This is a genomic window from Azospirillum sp. A23 (genome assembly GCF_042938965.1).
In the GTDB taxonomy this organism is placed as follows: Bacteria; Pseudomonadota; Alphaproteobacteria; order Azospirillales; family Azospirillaceae; genus Azospirillum; species Azospirillum melinis.
Window position 1 is genome coordinate 715,143 of record NZ_CP170666.1, and the last position, 22,725, is coordinate 737,867.

The 22,725-nt window shown below is 67.4% G+C and carries 17 protein-coding genes; 11 read left to right on the forward strand and 6 right to left on the reverse strand.

Annotated features, from left to right (window positions below):
* Positions 1-49: 49 nt before the first annotated feature.
* On the forward strand, positions 50-1,168 hold the full coding sequence (locus ABNQ40_RS12215) for an efflux RND transporter periplasmic adaptor subunit (protein ID WP_109049021.1): 1,119 nt from the start codon (positions 50-52) through the stop codon (positions 1,166-1,168).
* Entirely contained in the window at positions 1,165-4,287 is a 3,123-nt protein-coding gene (locus tag ABNQ40_RS12220; protein ID WP_109490842.1) for an efflux RND transporter permease subunit, read from the forward strand. Before ABNQ40_RS12215 ends, ABNQ40_RS12220 begins: the two co-directional genes overlap by 4 nt.
* Positions 4,288-4,457: 170 nt before the next feature.
* Here ABNQ40_RS12220 and ABNQ40_RS12225 read toward each other — a convergent pair whose 3' ends face one another.
* The 5 genes from ABNQ40_RS12225 to ABNQ40_RS12245 all read right to left on the reverse strand — a co-directional run bounded on the left by ABNQ40_RS12225 (position 4,458) and on the right by ABNQ40_RS12245 (position 10,964).
* Entirely contained in the window at positions 4,458-5,612 is a 1,155-nt protein-coding gene (locus ABNQ40_RS12225) for an acyltransferase (protein WP_109049020.1), read from the reverse strand.
* Positions 5,613-5,877: 265 nt separating this feature from the next.
* The gene (locus tag ABNQ40_RS12230; protein WP_391346671.1) at positions 5,878-7,380 is read right to left on the reverse strand and encodes a sodium:proton antiporter; all 1,503 of its coding nucleotides are present in this window, start codon (positions 7,378-7,380) and stop codon (positions 5,878-5,880) included.
* A 114-nt stretch (positions 7,381-7,494) separates the two neighbouring features.
* A complete protein-coding gene (locus ABNQ40_RS12235; RefSeq protein WP_109047842.1) occupies positions 7,495-7,872 on the reverse strand; it encodes a DUF1850 domain-containing protein in 378 nt (125 codons plus the stop codon).
* Position 7,873: 1 nt separating this feature from the next.
* Complete coding sequence (locus ABNQ40_RS12240) at positions 7,874-9,964, reverse strand: TRAP transporter permease (RefSeq protein ID WP_109047841.1); 2,091 nt, start codon at positions 9,962-9,964, stop codon at positions 7,874-7,876.
* 25 nt (positions 9,965-9,989) lie between these two features.
* Positions 9,990-10,964: a TAXI family TRAP transporter solute-binding subunit gene (locus ABNQ40_RS12245; protein ID WP_109047840.1), complete on the reverse strand. Its 975-nt coding sequence runs from the start codon at positions 10,962-10,964 to the stop codon at positions 9,990-9,992.
* Between the two features lie 345 nt (positions 10,965-11,309).
* Here ABNQ40_RS12245 and ABNQ40_RS12250 point away from each other — a divergent pair, with 345 nt between their 5' ends.
* The 8 genes from ABNQ40_RS12250 to ABNQ40_RS12285 all read left to right on the forward strand — a co-directional run bounded on the left by ABNQ40_RS12250 (position 11,310) and on the right by ABNQ40_RS12285 (position 20,300).
* Positions 11,310-11,810 (forward strand): (2Fe-2S)-binding protein, encoded by a 501-nt coding sequence (locus ABNQ40_RS12250; protein ID WP_109047839.1) that lies wholly within the window; start codon positions 11,310-11,312, stop codon positions 11,808-11,810.
* 79 nt (positions 11,811-11,889) lie between these two features.
* Positions 11,890-14,280: a xanthine dehydrogenase family protein molybdopterin-binding subunit gene (locus ABNQ40_RS12255; RefSeq protein WP_109047838.1), complete on the forward strand. Its 2,391-nt coding sequence runs from the start codon at positions 11,890-11,892 to the stop codon at positions 14,278-14,280.
* A gap of 28 nt (positions 14,281-14,308) precedes the next feature.
* On the forward strand, positions 14,309-15,100 hold the full coding sequence (locus tag ABNQ40_RS12260; RefSeq protein ID WP_109047837.1) for a xanthine dehydrogenase family protein subunit M: 792 nt from the start codon (positions 14,309-14,311) through the stop codon (positions 15,098-15,100).
* 216 nt (positions 15,101-15,316) lie between these two features.
* A complete protein-coding gene (locus tag ABNQ40_RS12265) occupies positions 15,317-16,240 on the forward strand; it encodes a MoxR family ATPase (RefSeq protein ID WP_109047836.1) in 924 nt (307 codons plus the stop codon).
* A 7-nt stretch (positions 16,241-16,247) separates the two neighbouring features.
* Positions 16,248-17,465 carry a VWA domain-containing protein gene (locus ABNQ40_RS12270; protein WP_109047835.1) on the forward strand — a complete coding sequence of 406 codons (1,218 nt, stop codon included), beginning with the start codon at positions 16,248-16,250 and terminating at the stop codon, positions 17,463-17,465.
* Positions 17,462-17,791 carry an XdhC family protein gene (locus ABNQ40_RS12275; protein ID WP_174469352.1) on the forward strand — a complete coding sequence of 110 codons (330 nt, stop codon included), beginning with the start codon at positions 17,462-17,464 and terminating at the stop codon, positions 17,789-17,791. Before ABNQ40_RS12270 ends, ABNQ40_RS12275 begins: the two co-directional genes overlap by 4 nt.
* Positions 17,788-18,504, forward strand: coding sequence for an XdhC family protein (locus tag ABNQ40_RS12280; protein ID WP_109047834.1), 717 nt, complete (start codon positions 17,788-17,790; stop codon positions 18,502-18,504). The genes ABNQ40_RS12275 and ABNQ40_RS12280 overlap by 4 nt, the downstream gene beginning before the upstream one ends.
* A 128-nt stretch (positions 18,505-18,632) precedes the next feature.
* Positions 18,633-20,300: an NTP transferase domain-containing protein gene (locus ABNQ40_RS12285; RefSeq protein WP_109047833.1), complete on the forward strand. Its 1,668-nt coding sequence runs from the start codon at positions 18,633-18,635 to the stop codon at positions 20,298-20,300.
* Here the strand turns inward: ABNQ40_RS12285 and ABNQ40_RS12290 are convergent.
* On the reverse strand, positions 20,257-20,955 hold the full coding sequence (locus tag ABNQ40_RS12290) for a type 1 glutamine amidotransferase (protein WP_109047832.1): 699 nt from the start codon (positions 20,953-20,955) through the stop codon (positions 20,257-20,259). The two genes, ABNQ40_RS12285 and ABNQ40_RS12290, sit on opposite strands and share 44 nt — an antisense overlap.
* 175 nt (positions 20,956-21,130) lie before the next feature.
* Here ABNQ40_RS12290 and ABNQ40_RS12295 point away from each other — a divergent pair, with 175 nt between their 5' ends.
* On the forward strand, positions 21,131-22,645 hold the full coding sequence (locus ABNQ40_RS12295; RefSeq protein ID WP_109047831.1) for a bifunctional UDP-sugar hydrolase/5'-nucleotidase: 1,515 nt from the start codon (positions 21,131-21,133) through the stop codon (positions 22,643-22,645).
* Positions 22,646-22,725 lie beyond the last annotated feature (80 nt).

The window sequence follows — 22,725 nt, forward strand, 5'->3', positions numbered from 1 at the left end:
GTAGGACGGTAACAGTACGATACAGTCCAGTCCAGTGGGGAGACGTGGTATGGCCCTGTTCCGCGAAAGGCGGCTTGCGTCCGCCGTCATGGCGACAACGGCGCTTCTGACGGTGGCGGGCCTGCTTGCCGGCTGCAACGAAACGCAGTCCGCCTCCACCCCGGCGGAGGCAGAGGTGCGTCCGGTCCGTGTCGCCACCGTCACGCTGGAACCTCTGGTCGACAGCGTGCGCTACCCGGCGGTGATCCGCCCTCGGGTGGAGGCCGATGTCGGTTTCCGCGTCGGCGGCAAGGTGACCGCCCGGCTGGTGGAGGTCGGCACCCGCGTCGAACCCGGCATGCCGCTGGCCCGCCTCGACCCCACCGATCTTCAATTGCAGATCCGCGCATCGCAGGCGCAGCTCGCTTCCGCCCACGCCGATGCCGCCAACGCCCGCAGCGATTTCCAGCGCTACGCCAGCCTGCGCCAGGGCGAATGGACCACCCGCCAGGAATATGACCGCCGCAAGACCACGCTGGACAAGGCGGAGTCCAAGGTGCGCGAAGTGGAGGCGCAGCTGCGCGTCCTCGACAACTCCGCCCAATATGCCACGCTGGTCGCTGACGAGGCCGGCATCGTCACCGCGACGCTGATCGAGCCGGGACAGGTCGTCGCGTCCGGCCAGACCGCGCTGCGCGTCGCCCGGCTGGGCAGCCTGGAGGCGGTGGCGAACATCCCCGAGCAGAGCGTCGCCGCCCTGCCCCGCCAGAAACTGGCGGTGGAGCTGTGGTCGCATCCGGGCAAGAGCATCGCCGGCAGCCTGCGAGAGGTCTCGCCGAGCGCCGACGCCAACACCCGGACCTTCCAGGCGAAGATCACGCTGACCGATCCGCCGCCCACGGTCCAGCTCGGCATGACCGCGACCGTCATCGCCGCCGCCGACCATGGCGCACCGGTCGCCCGTGTTCCCCTGAGTGCACTGGCGCAGCGGGAGCAGAAGCCGGCGGTGTGGGTGCTGTCCGCGCCGGATGACCGGCTGGAGCTGCGCCCCGTGACCGTCGCCGCCTATGCCGGCGACCTCGCGCTGATCGGCGGCGGGCTGAAGGACGGTGAGCGCGTCGTCACCGCCGGCGTGCACAAACTCGACGCCGGCCAGAAGGTCCGCGTGTGGACGGAGCCGGCGCGATGAACCACTCCCGCATGAACCTGTCGGCCTGGGCGCTGGCCCACCGCACGCTGGTGCTGTTCATGATGCTCGCCAGCGTGCTGGCCGGGGCGCTGGCCTACAAGACCCTGGGCCGGGCGGAGGATCCGTCCTTCACCTTCAAGGTGATGGTGGTGCGCACCCAATGGCCGGGCGCCACCGCGCGCGAGGTCGAGCAGTTCGTCACCGACCGCATCGAGAAGAAGCTGGAGGAGGTGCCCTACTACGATGTCGCCCGCAGCTACTCCAAGCCCGGCGAGTCGGTGATCTTCGTCCAGCTGAAGGATTCCACCCCGCCGAAACTGGTGGCGGACCTGTGGTATCAGGTGCGCAAGAAGATCGGCGACATCCGCTACACCCTGCCCGACGGCGTGGTCGGCCCCTTCTTCAATGACGAGTTCGGCGACGTCTATTCCGGCATCTATGCCTTCATGGGTGAGGATTTCACTCCCGCCCAGCTGAAGAAGGTCGCCGAGCAGGCGCGTGCGCGCCTGCTGAAGCTGCCGGGCGTCGAGAAGATCGACCTGATCGCCCCGCAGGAGGAGCGCGTCTATGTCGAGATCTCCAGCCAGCGGCTCGCCAGCTTCGGTCTGCCGGTCGATTCGGTGATCCAGGCGCTCCAGCGCGAGAACGCCATCGCCGCGTCGGGTGACGTCGATACCGGATCGCAGCGCGTCTATGTCCGCCTAGACCTCGGCCTCGACACCGCGGCGGCGGTGCGCGCGATCCCGGTGGAGAGCGGCGGCCGGCTGCTGACCATCGGCGACGTGGCGGAGGTCAAGCGCGGCTATGTCGAACCGCGGCGCTACACCCTGCGCTACAACGGCCGCGACGCCATCGGTCTGGGCGTGGTCATGGCGAAGGGCGGCAACGTGCTGAAGCTGGGAGAACAGCTCGACGCCGCGATGGAGACGGTCCGCGCCGAACTGCCGGTCGGGCTGGAGGTGGCGCAGATCGCCGACCAGCCGAAGGTGGTCGAACATTCCGTCGGCGAATTCACGGAATCGCTGGCCGAGGCGCTGGGCATCGTCATCCTGGTCAGCCTCGTCAGCCTGGGCTGGCGCACCGGCATCGTCGTGGCGCTGGCGGTGCCGCTGGTGCTGGCGATGACGCTGGTGGCGATGCAAATCCTGCACATCGACCTGCAGCGCATCTCGCTGGGCGCCCTCATCATCGCGCTTGGCCTGCTGGTCGACGACGCCATCATCGCGGTCGAGATGATGGTGGTGAAGATGGAACAGGGGTGGGACCGGCTGAAGGCCGGCGCCTTCGCCTACACCTCCACTGCCTTCCCGATGCTGAGCGGCACCATCGTCACCGCCGCCGGCTTCGTGCCGGTCGGCTTCGCAGCCTCGGCCGCCGGCGAATACACCAATTCGATCTTCTGGGTGGTGGCGCTGTCGCTGCTGCTGTCCTGGGTGGTGGCGGTGATCTTCACTCCCTATCTCGGCTGGCTGTTGCTGCCCAAGCCCAAGCATGTGGTGCCGGACGGGCACGAGCTGGACATCTACGACACCCGCGCCTACCGCATCCTGCGCGGCATGATCGAGGCCTGCGTGCGGGCGCGCTGGATCACCATCGGCGTGACGGTGGCGGCCTTCGTCACAGCGCTGGTCGGCTTCGGCCATGTCCAGCAGCAGTTCTTTCCGTCGGCCAGCCGGCCGGAACTGCTGATCGACGTCCGGCTTGCCGAGGGCTCCTCCTTCGAAGCCACGGCGGCCGAGGTCAAGCGGATGGAGGCGGTGCTGGCCAAGGACCCGGACGTTGATTACTGGGTCGCCTACACCGGTGGCGGGTCGCCGCGCTTCTACCTGCCGCTCGACCAGCAGTTGGAGACCGCCAACTTCGCCCAGTTCATGGTGATGACCAAGGGGCTGGAGGAGCGTGAGCATTTCATGCAGCGGCTGGAGCCGACGCTGGACTCCGACTTCCCGGCCGCCCGCGTTCGCATCGGCCGCCTGGAGAACGGCCCGCCGGTCGGCTACCCCGTGCAGTTCCGCGTCACCGGCGAGGACCCGGCGACCATCCGCAAGATTGCCTATCAGGTGCGCGACACCATGCGCGCCCACCCCAACACTGCCAACGTCCATCTGGATTGGGACGAGCTGTCCAAGCGCATCCGGCTGGAGGTTGACACCGCGAAGGCCCGCGCGCTGGGCGTGTCGAAGCAGGATCTGTCAAACGCCCTGCAACTGCTGCTGAACGGCATGTCCGTCACCCAGTACCGTGAGGGCACCGAATTGATCGGCGTCCTGCTGCGCACCACGCCGGAGGAGCGGATGGACCTCTCGCGCCTGGGCGAACTGAACATCCGCACCAGCCGCGGCACCACCGTGCCGCTGAGCCAGGTCGCCACCGTGCGCTACGAGCTGGAGGAACCGGTGCTGTGGCGCCGGGCGCGCGAGACGACGATGACGGTCAAGGGCGACGTGACCGGCGGCTTGCAGGCCCCGGTGGTCAGCACCCAGCTGAACGGGCAGTTCGACGCCCTGCGCGCCACCCTGCCCGACGGCTACGCCATCACCATGGGCGGCGCCATCGAGGAAAGCGCCAAGGGGCAGGACTCGATCAACGCGATGATGCCGGTGATGCTGCTGATCATGGTCACCACGCTGATGCTGCAATTGCAGAGCTTCTCGCGCGTGTTCATGGTCCTGCTGACCGCTCCGCTGGGGCTGATCGGCGTCACCGCCTCGCTTCTGCTGTTCAATCTGCCCTTCGGCTTCGTCGCCATGCTGGGCGTGATCGCACTGGCCGGCATCATCATGCGCAACTCGGTCATCCTGGTCGACCAGATCGAGCAGGACATCCGCAGCGGCCGGTCCCGCTGGGAGAGCATCGTCGAGGCGACGGTGCGCCGTGCCCGCCCCATCGCCCTGACGGCGGCGGCGGCGATCCTCGCCATGATCCCGCTGACGCAGAGCGTGTTCTGGGGTCCGATGGCGGTCGCCATCATGGGCGGTCTGGCCGGTGCGACCGTGCTGACGATCTTCTTCCTGCCGGCGCTCTATGCGGCATGGTTCCGCGTGCCCCGGCCGGAGAGGGAGGAGGTGGAAGACAACGGCTTGAGCGGCGCGCTGCCGAAGCCGGCGTTGGGGGATTGATGCCCTACTCTTTTGCTCAAGCTTGACCGCGGTCAAGGGGCGCACGTGTCGTCCGTGACAGGGTGGCGCCACAATCGATCTCCCGATTGCATCATCACTGCTGATGATCCTCTTTCGTACTGTGCCTTTGCGCCCGGCGGCCTCAGCCCCCGGGCGCATTTTTTTAGGCCTCAGTCGACCCGCCTGCCCGCCGTCGCCAGCGTCAGCCGGCCGAAGCGCGGCCCGTCCCGCAGCAGGCGGCGCCCGCCAACCTCGATCCGGCGATAGGCCGGGCCGGCCATCAGCAAGCAGGCCGTGACCATCGCCAGCATGAGCGCCATCGACCAGCTGCCCGGCAACGCCTTGCGGTCATGGATGCCGAGCCCCAGCCCCAACAGCCGCGTGGTGGCATATTCGACGAAGCCGTGGATCAGGTAGAGCGAATAGGACACGTCGCCCAACCAGACCAGGGGCCGGACATTCAGCATCCCCGCGGCCCGGCCGTGGTTGGCGACCGCCGCCAGGATCAGCAGGGCGAACAGGGGCACGGCCAGCAGGTCCGGCCCGCCTGTGTGCAGAAGCAGCAGGATCGCCACCACCACCCCGGCCATCGTCAGGTCGCTCGACAGCACCGGCGCGGCAAGCCCGCTGCGGAAGGCACTGTAAAGCAGCGTGCCCATCAGGAATTCCGGCAGGCAGCGCAGCAGGGTCTGCGGACCGTCCCACTGGTTCAGATTGTCCTGCGTCGCCCAGGCCAACGCAAAGAGCGTCGCCAGCGCACCGACCGCAAGCAGGGCCTGCGCCCGGCCGCTCGACCGCCAGACCCAGGGCAGCGCGAAGGGGAAGACCAGATAGGCCATGAACTCCAGGCTGATCGACCAGGCCGGGTAATTCCAGCTCAGCATGCTGGCATAGAGGCCCTGGAGCATGAACAGGTTGGCGACCAGGGCCCAGACCGATTCAGCCCCTTTCAGCGGGATTGCCGGGAAGCTGCCGGTGGCGGCGTACTCCACCGCGCGGACGGCCAGCGCCGTCGCCACGAACAGCAGCAGGACCGCCAGATGCAGCGGATAGAGCCGGGCGATGCGCGCCCGCAGGAAGCTCCAGTATTTGTCGCCGACCGAGTCCGTAAAGGTGCCGTGATAGACATGCGTCAGCACGAAGCCGCTGAGCATGAAGAACAGATCGACGGCCAGATAGCCTTTCTGCACCAGATGCGTGTAGCTGTCCGGATGCAGATTGGGGAAATACTGGAAGCTGTAGTGGTACAGCACCACCCACAAGGCCGCGATGCCGCGCAGCGGGGTCAGGGAGTGGAGGTGGCCGGGGTTGGTCTGCGTGCTCATGGCGCAGGCTCCGGCCGCTCAGACCGATGTCACCTGCCCAATCGATGGGACTTGGTCCGAGCAAGATTGCCTGGGCGCGGCCATCGGCCGCCCCGCCTTGAAGCCCGCACCCGTGTTCCAGCCGAGACCCTTCGAAACCACGTCATCCTCCAGCCGTTACGCCGCGCGACACCCGTCCGATGTCGGACGGAAAGGCGGCCCCAGTGCGGGTTAACGGCGGAGGTGACGATTGGTTTCGTCGGTGGCTGTTACAGATTGAGGATCGTTACAGGAAGAAGACCAGCGTGGTCAGCCCCAGCAGAGGCACCAGGATACCGAAGGACCAAGCCATATAGCCGAAGAAGCTGGGCATGGCGACGCCGCGCTCCTCGGCAATCGCCTTGACCATGAAGTTGGGAGCGTTGCCGATATAGCTGTTGGCACCCATGAACACCGCGCCGGCCGAGATCGCGGTCAGCGTCAGCGACAGATCCGTCATCAGCACCTTCGCGTCGCCGCCGGCGGTGTTGAAGAAGATCAGGTAGGTCGGCGCGTTGTCGAGGAAGCTGGACAGGATGCCGGCCGCCCAGAAATAGGCGGCGGGGTTCGGCTTTCCGCCCTCGTTCACCGCGGAGATGATGGCGCCCAGCGCGCCGTCGGTGCCGGCCCGCAGGATGGCGATGGCCGGAATGATGGTCAGGAAGATGGCGGCGAACAGCTTCGCCACCTCCAGGATCGGACCCCAGCTGAAACCGTTCAGGCGGCGGCTCTGCTTGCTGGTCAGCGCCAGCGACAGGCCGGTGATGCCAAGCAGCAGCAGGTTCGACACGATGGTCTCCAGCGGCACCGGCACATGGTACAGCGTGACGCCCGTTCCCGGATGCCAGATGCCGCTGAGAAGCACCGCGCCGACGATGGCGACCAGCAGCAGCAGGTTGACGCTGCCCTCGATGCGGATCGGTTCGCGCTCGTGCACGCCCTCGATCAGCGGGTGCTTGCCGGGATCGCGGGTGTGCAGGAAGAGGTCGAGCGCGAAATAGATCGCCAGCAGCAGGCCCGACAGGAAGGTCATCGGCGCCAGCAGATGCACCGTCGGCCAGAAGAAATCGACGCCCTTCAGGAAGCCCAGGAACAGCGGCGGGTCGCCCAGCGGGGTCAGCGACCCGCCGACATTCGACACCAGGAAGATGAAGAAGACGACCGTGTGGACCTTGTGGCGCCGATGTTCGTTCGCGCGCAGCAGCGGGCGGATCAGCAGCATCGAGGCGCCGGTGGTCCCCATCAGGCTGGCCAGCACGGTTCCCAGCGCCAGCCCGACCGTGTTGGCCATCGGCGTCCCCACCAGCGATCCCGCCAGCCGCACGCCGCCCGCCACCGTGAACAGCGCGGTCAGCAGAACGATGAAGGGGATGTATTCCAGCAGGACCGTGTGCAGCAGCTCGTAGGTGGCAAGCTCGACCCCGAAGGTCGCGGCGAAGGGAACCAGGAAGGCCAGGGCCCAGGCCGCCGAAATCTTGCCGAAATGATGGTGCCAGACCATTGGCGCCAGCAGCGGGAACAGCGCGATCGACAGCAGGATCCCCGCGAAGGGCACCACCCACGCCGCACTCATCAACCGCCCGTCCAGATGCGGCACACCTGCATGGGCGACCTCCGCCGCCACCTCTGCTGCTTGCACCCCATGCGCGCCCAGCAGCACGCTGCCGACGGCGAGCGCCCCCCAGAGAAAGGCCGGGAGAGCGGTCGGGAGGATGGATGGGCGCCGTTGGTGCGTTGGGGAAGTGATCATCGGTCCGGAAAATAGGCTGACGAAAGGAACGGGAGTATGCGGACTGACGCAGCGTAAGCCAAGCCGGAAGGGGCGGCGACGACACGAACTTTCGTAGGCAGGTATGCGCCGGCCCTATGGGCAGGCCCGCAGGGTGATTGCCCGGTCCGCCATCCCCGTCCAGCCGGACAGCGGCCGACACTCGCCGCCCGCACACAGCCGATGCTCGTCGGTGAATCCGGATGCCGCCAGCGTGACGCTGTCCTGCGGCGGCAGTTCCGGCATCCAGACCATCCAGCCATCCTCGGTCGTCCGGGCATCGGGTCCGGGCTCCATCCCAGCACCGGTGCCGCGGATGCGGGCCTCCGTCAGGCGCAACCGTCCGGCTTCGACGGTCCACTGTTCCCGCCACTCCGTCTTTTCGATGGAGTGGGCCCAGGACAGGGTGAAGGCCGTCCCCGGCAGCGACACCAGCAGCGCGCCGCCGAGGGCGAACAGGCAGAGACCGCTCACCTCACGCCGCGGCGGCGGTCGGCACGCTCCGGCGCCGGTGCTGCCACAGCAGGAACAAGACGGTCATGACGAAGGCGGCCTCGTCCGTCAGCGGCAGAGCCACGATGAACAGGAAGGAGGCTGCCGCTGCATAGAGGCGGGCGACCAGCGACAGCGGCGTCCAGAAGAAGCCGATGGTGGCGGCGCCCCACAGGGCAATGGCGACGCAGGCCTTAACGAACACATAGGCCACCGCCAGCCAGCTCCCGCCTTGCAGCACCAGGGCCGGATCGTAGACGGCCATGAAGGGCACGACATAACCCGCCATCGCCACCCGCGTCGCGATCCAACCGATCTCCATATGGTCGGCCTTGCAGATCGACGAGGCCGCCAGTGCCGCCAGGGCGACCGGCGGGGTCAGGTCGGCCATGATGCCGAAATAGAAGACGAACATGTGGCTGACGATCAGCGGCACGCCCATGGTCAGCAAGGCCGGCGCGGCAATGGACGCGGTGATGATGTAATTGGCCGTCGTCGGCAGGCCGGTGCCAAGCACGATGCAGGCGATCATCGTCAGCACCAGCGCCGCCAGCAGATTGCCGCCCGACCAATCGACGATGGTCGAGGCGAAGCTGGACGCCAGCCCGGTCAGCGTCATCATGCCGATCAGCACGCCGACCAGCGCGCAGGCGACGCCGACGCCGACCGCGTTCTTGGCGCCGTCGGCGATGCTGTTGACCACCAGCACCAGCGTCTGCCGGCCGCCCTTGAACAGCAGGCAGGGGATGATCAGCAGCACGACCATGGTGAAGGCCAGATGCTCCGTCCGGAACCCCAGCTTCCACAGGCCGGCGGCGACCAGCCCGACCGCGACCCAGAAGGCGACGCGCAACGCCATCGGCCCGATGGTGCCGACGATGGTCGTGCCGAGGATCAGCGCCGCCGTCGCCGCGATGCCGATCACCCCAGCGAACAGCGGCGTGAAGCCGGAGAACAGCAGGTAGATCAGCGCCGCCAGCGGCAGGATGAGATACCAGCCCTCGATCACGGCGCGGAGCGCGCTGGGGCACTGGTCCTTGGGCAGGCCGACGAGGTTGCGCATCCCCGCCTCCAGATGGACCATCCAGAAGGCGCTGCCGAAATAGAGGATGGCGGGAATCGCGGCAGCGATGGCGACCTCGCTGTAGGGCACGCCGATGGTTTCCGCCATGATGAAGGCCGCCGCTCCCATCACCGGCGGCATCAGCTGCCCACCCATGCTGGCCGTGGCCTCCACCGCACCGGCGAAGGCCGGGCGGTAGCCGAAGCGCATCATCAGCGGGATGGTGAACTGCCCGGTGGTCAGCACGTTGGCGACGCCCGACCCGTTGATGGTGCCCATCAGGCCGGACGAGATCACCGCAACCTTCGCCGGTCCGCCCTTGGCATGGCCGACAAGGCCGAGCGACACGTCGTTGAACAGCTTGATCATGCCGGCGCGCTCCAGGAAGGCGCCGAACAGGATGAACAGGAAGATGTAGCTGGCCGACACGAAGGTCGGCGTGCCGTAAAGCCCTTCCGTCGACAGGTAGAGATTGTCGATCACCTGATCGATGTCGTAGCCGCGGTGAGCGAGCCCGAAGGGCAGATGGCGGCCGAACAGGGCGTAGGGGATGAACACCCCGCACATGATCGGCAGCGCCAGCCCCATGATGCGCCGCGCCGCCTCGAACACCAGCGCCACTGCGATGGTGCCGACGATCAGGTCGGTGGTGTTGGGATCGCCCGCCCGCTGGATCAGGTCGACCTCGAACACATAATGGTAAAGGCCGACGCCGAAGGCGGTCAGGCCCAGCAGCCAGTCGTACCAGGGAACCCGCCTGCGTTCGGCCGTCTGGCGGAAGCCGAACAGGGTGAAGGTCATCAGCAGCAGGAAACCGACATGGACCGCCCGCACCACCATGGTGGATACCGGGTTGAAGGCGGCGGTCCAGATCTGGAAGGCGGAGAAGGCGACGGCGATGGCGAAGACCGCCCGCCCGTCGAACCCTTCGAATGCGGCCACCGTCGCCGGATTTTCCCGGTCGATGGCCTGGCGGATCTCGGAGTCCGCCTGATTTTTCTGTGCGCTCACCACGGCTTCTCCGCCCGTCAGTTTTTTACATCAAGCCCTTTTCCTTGAAGTACTTGATGGCGCCCGGATGCAGCGGCACCGGCGACTGGGTGGCGGTCTGGTCGAGCTTGATCTGCTTGGCGGCGACATGGGCGGCGACCAGAGCGTCGAGATTCTCGAACAGCGTCTTCGTCATCGCATAAGCCGCATCGTCGGACACGCCGGAGTGGCTGACCAGCAGGTTGCGCACGGCGGCGGTCGGCACGGCCTCCGTCTGGCCCGGATAGGTGCCGGCCGGGATCGTTTCGGTGATGTAGGCGGCATCGCCGACCTTCTGCACCAGCTCGGCCGGAATACTGACGACGGTGATCTCCTGCGACGAGGACAGATCCTTGATCGCCGCCACGCCGAGGCCGGCGGAAATCAGCGTCGCGTCGAGCTGGCGGTTCTTGATCAGATCGACCGACTCGCCGAAGGGCAGATACTCGGTCTTGGCGAAATCCTTGTAGGCAAGTCCGGCAGCGCCGAAGATGGCCCGCGCGTTCAGCTCCGTCCCCGATTTCGGCGCGCCGACCGACACCCGCTTGCCCTTCAGGTCGGCCAGCGTCTTGATTCCCGATTCCTTGGCGGCGACGACCTGGATGTAGTTGGGGTAGATGGCGGCGATGGTGCGCAGCTTGTCCAGCTTCTGCTTGAAGCCGACCTCCTCGTTGCCTTTCCAGGCATCGCTCAGCGAATCGCCCAGCGTGAAGCCGATCTCGCCGCGCCCGGCCTGGAGCAGGTTCAGGTTCTCGACCGACGCCTTGGTCGCCTGCGCCGTCACCTTCGCCCCCGGCAGCGCCTTGCCGTATACGTTGGAAAGCGCCACGCCCAGCGGGTAATAGACGCCGCTGGTGCCCCCGGTCAGAACGGTGATGAAGGTCTCCGCCTGCGCCGGGAGTGCGGCGAAGCCAAGACCGATGCCGAAGCCCGCGGCCGTGCACAGGGCCAGGACGCGACGCTTCACAGATGGGCGATTCATGGTGGCTCTCCCCGTCATCATTGCCGTGCCCGGATCGTTGCCGGGCGGATTTATTTTGGGCCCACAGAGCGTGGGCAGCCCCAACCCACTGTAACGCGCCACAAAATTGCGCGCCAGTACGTACAATCCGACATAACGATGGTTGCAATGCCATTCTTTCGGCCAAGCCATGCACAGGCTCCTTGACCTCGAAGGGCAGACACCCCCTATCCTTGTGGCACAAGACCGCCGACCGAAGCGGACACCACCACGGCTTCGGCCGACGGCGCGTCAATCGACAGCGATAAGTCCCAACTGCACGCCATACGACTGCAAGCCAGACTTCAGCCAGCGGGAGGAAAACCGATGTCCTGTACCGTTTCGATGACCGTCAATGGCAAGACGGTCTCGCGCGAGGTGGAGGAGCGCACACTGCTCGTCGCCTTCCTGCGCGAGCATCTTGGCCTGACGGGCACCCATGTCGGCTGCGACACCAGCCAGTGCGGCGCCTGCGTCGTCCATGTCGACGGCCGGTCGGTCAAATCCTGCACCACGCTGGCCGTCCAGGCCAACGGGGCGGATGTCATGACCATCGAAGGTCTGGCGGCGGCCGACGGCACGCTGCACCCGATGCAGGCCGCTTTCCGCGAGCATCACGGTCTGCAATGCGGCTTCTGCACGCCGGGCATGGTGATGAGCGCGGTCGATCTGGTCCGCGAGAACCCTAGCCCGACCGAAGCCGAAATCCGCGAAGGGCTGGAGGGCAACATCTGCCGCTGCACCGGCTATCACAACATCGTCAAGGCGGTGAAGGCGGGTGCCGAAGCGATGGCCGGAGCGCAGGCGACGCCGGTCGCGGCCGAATAAGGGCGAAACGCCCAGAACAGAAAAGATTGCAGATCAGGCATTTCCGCATCTTCAGCGTTCCTGTGGGAGGAAACACGAGATGGCGAACCCCAATGGCATCGGCGCCTCGGTGCGCCGGCGCGAAGACCAGCGTTTTCTGACCGGCCGCGGCAATTACACCGACGATTTCAAGCGCCTGAACATGACCCATGCGGTCCATGTACGCTCGCCCTACGCCCATGCCCGCGTCCTGGGCATCGACTTCACGGACGCGGCGGCGATGCCGGGCGTGGTCGCCGTGCTGACCGGGGCCGACATGGAGGCCGACAAGGTCGGCAGCCTGCCCTGCGGCTGGCAGATCCATTCCAAGGACGGCTCGCCGATGAAGGAGCCGCCGCATTACCCATTGGCGCGCGACCGCGTGCGCTATGTCGGCGACGCGGTCGCGGTGGTGATCGCCGAGACCCGCGAGCAGGCGCGCGACGCCGCCGAGATGGTGGTGGTCGATTACGAGGAACTGCCGGCGGTGGGGTCCTCCACCCGCGCGGTCGCCGGCGGTGCGCCGCTGGTCCATGACGATGCGCCGGACAATGTCTGCTACGACTGGCATCTCGGCGATCGGGCGGCGGTGGATGCGGCCTTCGCCAACGCCGCCCATGTCGCGAAGATCGATCTGGTCAACCAGCGTCTGGTCCCGAACGCCATGGAACCGCGAGCGGCGATGGGCGAGTACGACCAGTCGAACGGCGAATACACCCTGACCACCACCAGCCAGAACCCGCACGTCACCCGCCTGCTGATGGGTGCCTTCGTGCTGGGCATTCCGGAACACAAGCTGCGCGTGGTGGCACCCGACGTCGGCGGGGGGTTCGGATCGAAGATCTTCCATTACGGCGAGGAGGCCGTGGTAACCTGGGCGGCGCGCAAGGTCGGCCGGCCGGTGAAATGGACCGCCGACCGCTCGGAGAGCTTCCTGACCGACGCCCATGGCCGCGACCATGTCAGCCATGCCGAACTGGCGATGGACGCCGACGGCAATTTCCTGGGGCTCCGCGTCTCGACGTTGGCCAATCTCGGCGCCTACCTCTCGACCTTCGCGCCGTCGATCCCGACCTACCTCTACGCCACCCTGCTGGCCGGCCAGTACAAGACCCCGGCGATCTATGCCGAGGTGAAGGCGGTCTTCACCAACACCTCCCCAGTCGATGCCTATCGCGGCGCCGGGCGGCCGGAGGCCTGCTATCTGATCGAACGGATCGTCGATGTCGCGGCCGGCGTGATGGGCATGGACAAGACCGAAATCCGCCGCCGCAACTTCGTGCCGAAGGAGGCGATGCCTTACCAGACGCCGGTGGCGCTGCAATACGACACCGGCGATTTCGCCAAGAACCTGGACATCGCCCTGCCGCTGGTCGATTACCCCGGCTTCCAGCAGCGCCGTGCCGAATCGAAGGCGCGCGGCAAACTGCGCGGCATCGGTTTCGCGACCTACATCGAGGCCTGCGGCATCGCGCCCAGCAATGTCGCCGGTGCACTCGGTGCTCGCGCAGGACTTTATGAATGCGCGGAAGTCCGTTTTCATCCAACGGGTTCGGTGACGGTCTTCACCGGCGCTCACAGCCACGGCCAGGGCCATGAGACCACCTTCGCCCAGATCGTGGCGGAGCGGTTCGGCATCCCGATCGAGAATGTCGAGATCGTCCACGGCGACACCAACAAGATCCCCTTCGGCATGGGCACCTACGGTTCGCGTTCGCTCGCGGTCGGCGGCTCGGCCCTGGTGAAGGCGATGGACAAGGTGGAGCGCAAGGCGAAGAAGATCGCCGCCCACATGCTGGAGGCCGCCGAGACCGACATCGAGGTCAAGGAGGGCCGCTTCACCGTCGCCGGCACCGACAAGAGTTTGGGCATCGGTGATATCGCCCTGCAGGCCTATGTCCCGCACAACTTCCCGCTCGACGAGCTGGAACCGGGGCTGGACGAGCAGGCCTTCTATGATCCGAAGAACTTCACCTACCCCAACGGCTGCCATGTCTGCGAACTGGAGATCGACCCTGACACCGGCGTCACCACCATCGTCAGCTTCGCCGCGGTGGACGATTTCGGCAACGTCATCAACCCGCTGATCGTCGAGGGGCAGGTGCATGGCGGCCTGGTCCAGGGGATCGGACAGGCGCTGTACGAGAACTGCGTCTATGACGAGGAGTCGGGCCAGCTCGTCACCGGCTCCTACATGGACTATTGCATGCCGCGGGCAGACGATGTCCCATCCTTCACCGTGCGCTATCACGAGGACCAGCCCTGCACCCACAACCCGCTGGGCGTGAAGGGTTGCGGCGAGGCCGGGACCATCGGCGCCGCCGCCGCCGTGATGAACGCGGTGGTGGATGCGCTGTCCGACTATGGCGTCACCCACATGGACATGCCGGCGACGCCGGAGAAGGTCTGGCGGACCATCCGCGACGCTGCCCCGGCAATGGCGGCGGAATAAGACGGCCGAAGAAGAAGGAGGCTAGAGAATGTACGCGTTCACGTACCAACGGCCGACATCGCTTGCCGACGCGGCGACCGCCATCCAGGCGGAAGAGGCCAAACTGCTGGGCGGCGGTCAGACCCTGCTGCCGACGCTCAAGCAGCGCCTCGCCCGCCCGACCGACCTGATCGACCTCGGCGCCATTCCGGAACTCAAGGGCATTCGTGAGGCCGATGGAGGGTTGGAGATCGGCGCCTTCACCCGTCATGCGGAGGTCGCCCATTCCGACCTCGTCAAGCGGGTGATCCCGGCGCTGGCGAGCCTCGCCGAGGGCATCGGCGACCGGCAGGTCCGCAACATGGGCACGATGGGCGGCTCCATCGCCAACGCCGATCCGTCGGCCGACTACCCGTCGGCCGTGGTGGCGCTGAAATCGGTGGTGACCACCGACCGTCGGACCATCTCCGGCGACGATTTCTTCACCGGCATGTTCGAAACTGCTTTGGAGCCGGGCGAGATCCTCAAGTCGGTCCACTACTCCCGGCCGGACAAGGCGGCCTACGCCAAGTTCCGCAACCCGGCCAGCCGCTACGCCATCGTCGGCGTCTTCGTCGCAAAGTTCGGCGCGGAGGTGCGGGTGGCGGTGACCGGCGCCGCTGGCTCTGTCTTCCGCGCCGAGGCGTTCGAGGCGGCGCTGGCCGCCGACTTCCGTGCCGAAGCCTTGAACGGCCTGTCGGTGGAGGCCGACGGCCTGAACGCCGACATCCACGCCAGCGCCGACTACCGTGCACACCTCGTCACCGTGATGGCGAAGCGCGCGGTGGAAGCGGCGGGGTGATCGGGAAAGTCCCCTCTCCCCCCCGGGGAGAGGGTTAGGGTGAGGGGGATGCGTTGCGTGGAGCATCCAAGCGATGCAAAGTCCCTCACCCGGCGCCCTTGGCGCCACCCTCTCCCCGAGGGAGAGGGTCCGCCCCCCTCACCCGGTCGGCTTCGCCGCCCGACCTCTCCCCAGGGGGGAGAGGCGGATTTGCGGATTGAGCCTTGAAGGTAATTGATGACCGCAGCCCTCCCCGCCTCCGTCGACGACACGCTGGCGCTACTCACCCGCGGCAATTACGTCGCGGACCGCTCGCTGGCGACAGCACTCTTCCTCGCGCTGAAGCTGAAGCGCCCGCTGTTCCTGGAGGGCGAGGCCGGGGTCGGCAAGACGGAGATCGCCAAGGTCCTGTCGGCGACGCTCGGCCGCAACCTGCTGCGGCTGCAATGCTATGAGGGGCTGGACGCCTCGTCGGCGGTCTATGAGTGGAACTATGCCCGCCAGATGATGGAAATCCGGCTGGCCGAGGCGTCGGGCGGGCAGGACCGCGAATCGCTGGCCGCCGACCTGTTCTCCGAGCGTTTTCTGGTCAAGCGGCCTCTGCTCCAGGCGCTGGAGCCGGACCTTGCCGGCCCACCGGTGCTGCTGATCGACGAGTTGGACCGCACCGACGAGCCGTTCGAGGCCTATCTGCTGGAGATCCTGTCCGACTATCAGGTCTCAATTCCGGAGTTCGGCACCGTCCATGCGCCGGAGCCGCCCATCGTCATCCTCACCTCCAACCGCACGCGCGAGATCCACGACGCGTTGAAACGGCGCTGCTTCTACCATTGGGTCGATTACCCCGGCGCCGCGCGGGAGCGGGAGATCCTGTCGGTCAAGGCTCCCCAAGCCGATGCCCGGCTGGCGGCCCAGGTGGTCGGCTTCGTCCAGACCCTGCGCGGCATGGACCTCTACAAAGCGCCGGGCGTGGCCGAGACGCTCGACTGGGCTCAAGCCTTGGTCGAACTGAACCAGCTGGAACTTGAGCCCTCCGTCATCAACGACACGCTGGGCACGCTGCTGAAATACCAGGACGACATCGCCCGCATCCAGGGCAGCGAGGCGGCGCGCATCCTGACCCAGGTCAAGACCGAATTGGCCGCCACCACCGCGCGTTGAGGCCGTCATGACGGACCCCGTTCCGGCCGGGCGCCTCACCCTTAACCTGATGCATTTCGCCCGTGCGTTGCGCGCCGCCGGCCTGCCGGTCGGGCCGGGCAAGGTGTTGCAGGCGGTCGAGGCGGTGGAAGCGGTCGGGCTGTCCAACCGCACCGACTTCTATTGGGCGCTGCACGCCATCTTCGTGAACCGCCACGACCAGAGCGAGCTGTTCGACCAGGCCTTCCACGTCTTCTGGCGCAACCCCGACATCCTGAAGAAGATGATGTCGCTGATGCTGCCGAAAGTGCGGACGGAGGCACCGCCCGACCAGCCGGAAATGGCGCAGCGCCTTGCCGAGGCCCTGCACGGCAGCGGCACCGAACAGGAGGAGCCGGAAAAGACGGAGATCGAGATCGATGCCTCCTTCACCGTCTCCGCCGCCGAGCGGCTTCAGGACAAGGACTTCGAGAAAATGACGGGGGAGGAGATGGCGCAGGCCAAGCGCCTGCTGACCCGTCTCTCCCTGCCGCTGGCGGAGGTCACCACACGGCGCCACCGCCCCGATCCGATGGGACCGCGGGTGGACCCGCGCGCCACGCTGCGGCGGATGCTGCGTAGCGGTGGCGACCTGTCGGACCTCGCCCGCAAGCGTCGTCGCACCCGACCGCCGCCGCTGGTGGTGCTGTGCGACATCTCCGGTTCGATGACCCGCTATTCGCGGATGCTGCTGCATTTCATGCATGCGGTCACCAACGACCGCGACCGGGTCTACAGCTTCGTCTTCGGCACGCGGCTGACCAACATCACCCGCCACCTGCGGCACAAGGACGTCGACGTGGCGCTGGACGCCGTGTCGGGAGCGGTGGCCGACTGGTCGGGAGGCACACGGATCGGCACCGCGCTGCACGCCTTCAACCGGACCTGGGCGCGCCGGGTGTTGGGCCAGGGTGCGGTGGTACTTCTCATTACCGACGGGCTGGACAGGGATGCAGGGGAAGGGCTTGCGGCAGAGGCCGAACGGTTGCACAAAAGCTGTCGGCGGCTCGTCTGGCTGAATCCTTTGTTGCGCTGGGAAGGCTTTGCGCCGAAATCCTCAGGCATCCGGGCGTTGCTGCCGCATGTGGACGATTTTCGTGCGGCCCACAGCCTGAACAGCCTCGCGGATCTGGCCGGCGCCTTGTCGGCCGACGGTCCGCGTCGTAGCCCGGGCTTGCGCCGCTGGTTGAAGGAGGCGGCGGGATGAACGACACCCTGATGGCGGACAACATCGTAGAGCAGGCGGCCGCATGGCGGACAGCCGGCCGCAGGGTGGCCCTGGCGACCGTCGTGTCGACCTGGGGCTCCTCGCCGCGGCCGGTCGGCAGCCAGATGGCGGTCGACGACCGCGGCTCCATGGCCGGTTCCGTGTCCGGCGGCTGCATCGAAAGCGCCGTGGCGCATGAGGCTGCCAAGACGATGGAGGACGGCGAACCGCGTCTGCTGTCCTTCGGCATCACCAACGAAATGGCCTGGGAAGTCGGGCTGGCCTGCGGCGGACAGGTGCAGGTCTATGTCGAGGCCGTGGAATGAAACGCGAAATTCTGGACCGGCTGCTCGCGGCGAAGGCCGACGCAATTCCGGCTGCCCTGGTGACCGATCTTAACAGCGGCCTCCAGACGCTTGTTTTCGAAGACACCGTGCATGGCGGCTTCGGGCTGGAGCCCGACCTGCTGGACGAGGTGCGCCGGCGCATCCGCCAGGATCGTTCCGGCATGCTGGTCGATCCGCAGGACGAGGACGGCTTCCGGCTGTTCGTGCATGTCCACAACCCGGCCATGCGGCTGTTGATCGTCGGCGCCGTGCACATCGCCCAGGCCCTGGCCCCGGTGGCGGCGCTGACCGGCTATGACGTGACGGTGATCGACCCGCGCGGCGCCTTCGCGACCGAGGCGCGCTTCCCCGGCGTGAAGCTGAACCACCTTTGGCCGGACGAGGCGCTGGCCGAGCTGAAGCCCGACGTCCGCACCGCGGTGGTCACGCTGACGCACGACCCGAAGCTGGACGACCCGGCGCTGATCGCCGCCCTCCGGTCCCCCGCCTTCTATGTCGGCGCGCTGGGCAGCAAGCGTACCCATGCCCTGCGCCTCGACCGCCTGCGCGACGAGGGGCTGAGCGAGGTCGAGGTCAAGCGCATCCGCGGCCCGGTCGGGCTGTCGATCGGCGCCGTCACCCCGGCGGAGATCGCCATTGCGATCATGGGCCAGATCACCTGCGTGCGGCGGGGCGAGAACCATCCCTGCTGAGGTCTGAGGACCGGGGTGGGGGGAGCCATAGCCGTCTCCCCCCACCCCACACCTTCCGCCCATTGCCCCGCTCCGGCCCGGTCGCCATATCCGTCGGCGAACACCGACCGCGCCCATCCGGAGCCCCCATGTTCTTCGGCCCGCTTCCCCTGTCCGACGCTGAGGGCGCGATCCTCGCCCATTCGCTGCGTCTGGGCTCCATCGCCTTCAAGAAGGGGCGCCGGCTGTCGGCCGATGACCTCAAAGCCCTGGGCGAGGCCGGCGTCGCCGAGGTGATCGCCGCCAAGCTGTCCGACACCGACATCGGCGAGGATGCCGCCGCCACCCGCATCGCCGCCGCCGTGGCGGGCGGCGCCGTCCAGGTCGCCGCCGCCTTCACCGGCCGGGTCAACCTGTTCGCTGAAGCGCGTGGCCTGCTGCGCCTCGCCCCGTCCCGCATCGACGCCATCAACGAGATCGACGAGAGCGTCACCATCGCCACCCTGCCCGACTTCGCCCCGGTCGAGCCCGGACAGATGCTGGCCACCGTCAAGATCATCCCCTTCGCCGCCCCCGCCGACGCGGTGGAGCGGGCGGAGCGGATCGCCACCGACGGACCGCCCCCGCTGGCCGTGCTGCCCTACCGCCCGCTGTCGGTGGCGCTGATCCAGACACGGCTTCCGGGGGTGAAGGACAGCGTTCTCGACAAGACCGTCGCCGTGACGCGGGAACGGGTCGAGGCCATCGGCGGCGCGCTGATCCATGACTCTCGCTGCGCCCATGACGAGGCGGAACTGGCGGCGCAGATCGCCGGGGCACCGGTGGCCGACCTGCTGCTGATCGCCGGCGCCTCCGCCATCACCGACCGCCGCGACGTGCTGCCGGCGGCCATCGAGCGGGCCGGCGGCGTGGTGGAGCATTTCGGCATGCCGGTCGATCCCGGCAACCTGCTGCTGTTGGCGCGGCGTGATGGCAAGCCGGTGCTGGGGCTGCCGGGCTGTGCGCGCTCACCCAAGCTGAACGGCTTCGACTGGGTGTTGCAGCGCATTGCCGCCGGCATTGCGCCCAGCCGGGCCGAGGTGATGCGGATGGGTGTCGGCGGGCTGCTGGCCGAGATTCCGACGCGCCCCCTGCCCCGCGCCGGCGTTTCGCCGGAAACGCCCCGCGCCCCGCGCGTCACGGCGCTGGTGCTGGCCGCCGGCCGCTCCAGCCGCATGGGGCCGACCAACAAGCTGCTGGCGGAGGTCAACGGCGCGCCGCTGGTCGCCCGCGCCGTCGATGCGGCTCTCGCCTCGCAGGCCGCCACCGTCATCGTGGTCACCGGCCACCAGGGGGAAAGCGTAGCGCGGGCGCTGGCCGACCGGCCGGTCACCTTCGTCCACAATCCCACCTTTGCCGAGGGGCTCAGCAGTTCGCTGCGCGCCGGCCTCGCGGCGGTGCCGAGCGAATCCGACGCGGTGGTCGTCTGCCTGGGCGACATGCCTCGGGTGGCGTCCGCCGTGATCGACCGGCTGATCGCCGCCTACAGCCCGCTGGAAGGCCGCGCGATCTGCATCCCCACCACCCATGGCAAGCAGGGCAATCCGGTGCTGTGGGATCGCGCCTTCTTCACGGAGATGGCGGCGCTGAGCGGCGATGCCGGGGCGAAGCGGCTGATCGGCCAGCATGCCGACCGGCTGTGCGAGGTGCCGGTCGACGATGCCGGCATCCTCTACGACGTCGATACGCCGGACCTTCTGGCCCGCTTCACCGAGGCTGCCGGCAGTGGACCGGTCAGCGCGCCAGATCCAGCCAGCGCCGGGTCATCGCACGTGTGAACCGCTCCGCCACCGGCAGGTGTGTGACGATCGAGTCTTCCAGTCCGTGCAGCATCTCCGCATTGCTCTGCCGCGCCTCTTCCCGGATGCGCGAGGCCCAGCCGCGCAGGATGTCGCCGGTGGCTTCGGGATGGAACTGGAAGGCATAGGTGGCGCGGCCGAGGCGGAAGGCCTGACGGTCGCAGGCTTCGCTGTAAGCCAGCGGTACGGCGCCCTCGGGAAACTCGAAGGTGTCGTAATGCCACTGGGCGAGATTCAGTTCGGAGCCGAAACCGCCAAGCAACGGGTCGTCCTGCGCCCCGTCGGTCAGGCTGACGCGGTGGATGCCCAGTTCCGGCGTGGTGTGACGGTAGACCTTGGCGCCATAGGCGCGGGCCGCCAGCTGCGCGCCCAGGCAAATGCCCATCACCGGCCGGTCGGCCTCGGTGAAGTCGCGGATCGACTCCATCACCCGGCCAAAATGCGGCCCCTTCTCATCGTCCCAGGCGTCCTGCGGACCGCCCAGCACCACCAGTCCGGCAAAGCCGTCCTTGTCGGGGATCGCCTCCCCCTCGTTGGCGGCGATGGTGATGAGGGTGGCACCGTTGTCGGTCAGCGCATCGCCCACCAGACCGATGGGGGCGGTACGGCTGTTCTGAACGACCAGAATGCGCATGGGTCTGCTCGGCTCGCGTCGTTGGTAAGGCTGTCATGAAGTTGTGAGACCGTCGCGGGCAGAGTTCAAGCCACAGCCTTACCCGACCGCATGCGCCGATGTGCAAAGCCGCTATGCGCGGGGGCGGAAAGCTGGTCTAGAGTATCCGAAGTTTCCTGCCGGAGGTCCGTTCCTCATGCTGTCCCGCACCCGTCTCGTCGCAGCACCGCTCTTCGCCATCATGCTCGGCGCCACCCTGCCCGCCTGGGCGCAAAGCGGCACGCTGACCTTCCTGCACGTCAACGACGTGTATGAAATAGCGCCGGTGAAGGGACAGGGCGGGTTCGGGCCGCTGATGACCCTCTTGAAGCGCGAACGCGCGGCCGCCCCCGATGCGATCACCACGGTCGGCGGCGATTTCCTGTCGCCGTCGCTGCTGTCCGGCACGACGCGCGGCGAGCAGATGATCGCGCTGTTCAATGCCATCGGCGTCGATGCGGTGACCTTCGGCAACCATGAATTCGACTTCGGTCCCGACCTGCTGAAGCAGCGCATGGCCGAATCGAAATTTCCGTGGATCGGCACCAATGTGCGGTCGGCCGACGGCTCCGCCTTCGCCAGCACGGTGCCGAGCTGGACCCGGACCATCGACGGCATCACCGTCGGCTTCCTCGGGCTGATCACCCCCGACACCGCCCGCCTGTCGAGCGCAGGGCCGAGCCTCGACTTCCCGCCGGTGCTGGAGACCGCGGCGGCGACGGTGAAGGAGTTGCGGGCGAAGGGGGCGTCGGTCGTGGTGGCGCTGACCCACCTGACCATCGAGGAGGACCGCGAACTGGCGTCCAAGGTCAAGGGCATCGACCTGATCCTGGGCGGCCACGACCACGACCCGATCAGCTTCTATGAGGGGGCCACCCTGATCCTGAAGGCCGGGCACGACGCACAGTATCTCGGCGTCGTGAAACTCGCGGTCGAAACGAAAGATGCCGGCAAGGGCCCGGCGACCACCACCGTCCCGACGGAATGGCGCTTCGTCACCACCGCCGGCGTCGCTCCCGATCCGGAGGTCGAGACGGTGGTGGAGGGCTATACCAAGCGGCTCGACAGCGATCTGGCGGCGGTGATCGGCACCACGACGACAGACCTCGACAGCCGCAAGGATGTGGTGCGCAGCCGCGAGGCCAGCATGGGCAACCTGATCGCCGATGCCCTACGCGACACGCTGAAGGCCGACGTCGCCATCACCAACGGCGGCGGCATCCGCGCCGACGCGCTGCATCCCGCCGGATCCAAGCTGACCCGCAAGGACATCTTCGCCGAACTGCCCTTCGGCAATGTCGGCGTGCTGGTGGAGATGTCGGGGCAGGATCTGATCTCCACCCTCGAACATGGCGTCAGCAAGGTGGAGGAGAAGGCCGGCCGCTTCCCGCAGGTTTCCGGCCTGACCATGACCTACGACCCGAAGGCGCCGGCCGGGCGGCGGGTAACCTCGATCATGGTCGGCGGCAAGCCGGTGGACCCGCAGGCGACCTACCGCGTCGCCACCAACGATTACATGCTGAAGGGCGGCGACGGTTATGCCGCCTTCCCGCGCTCCAAAGTCATCGTCGATGCGTCGGGCGCGGTGTTGCTGGCGACCATCGTGATGAACTACGTCGAGGACAAGAAAACGGTGGCTCCGGCGGTGGACGGCAGGATCGTGGCAAAATAACGCAGCAGCCGGGACATTATAGTGCCCTGGGCCGTCACTCCGTTGCGTGTGGCGGCCTTTTCCCTTTAGGGTAGCCCGTC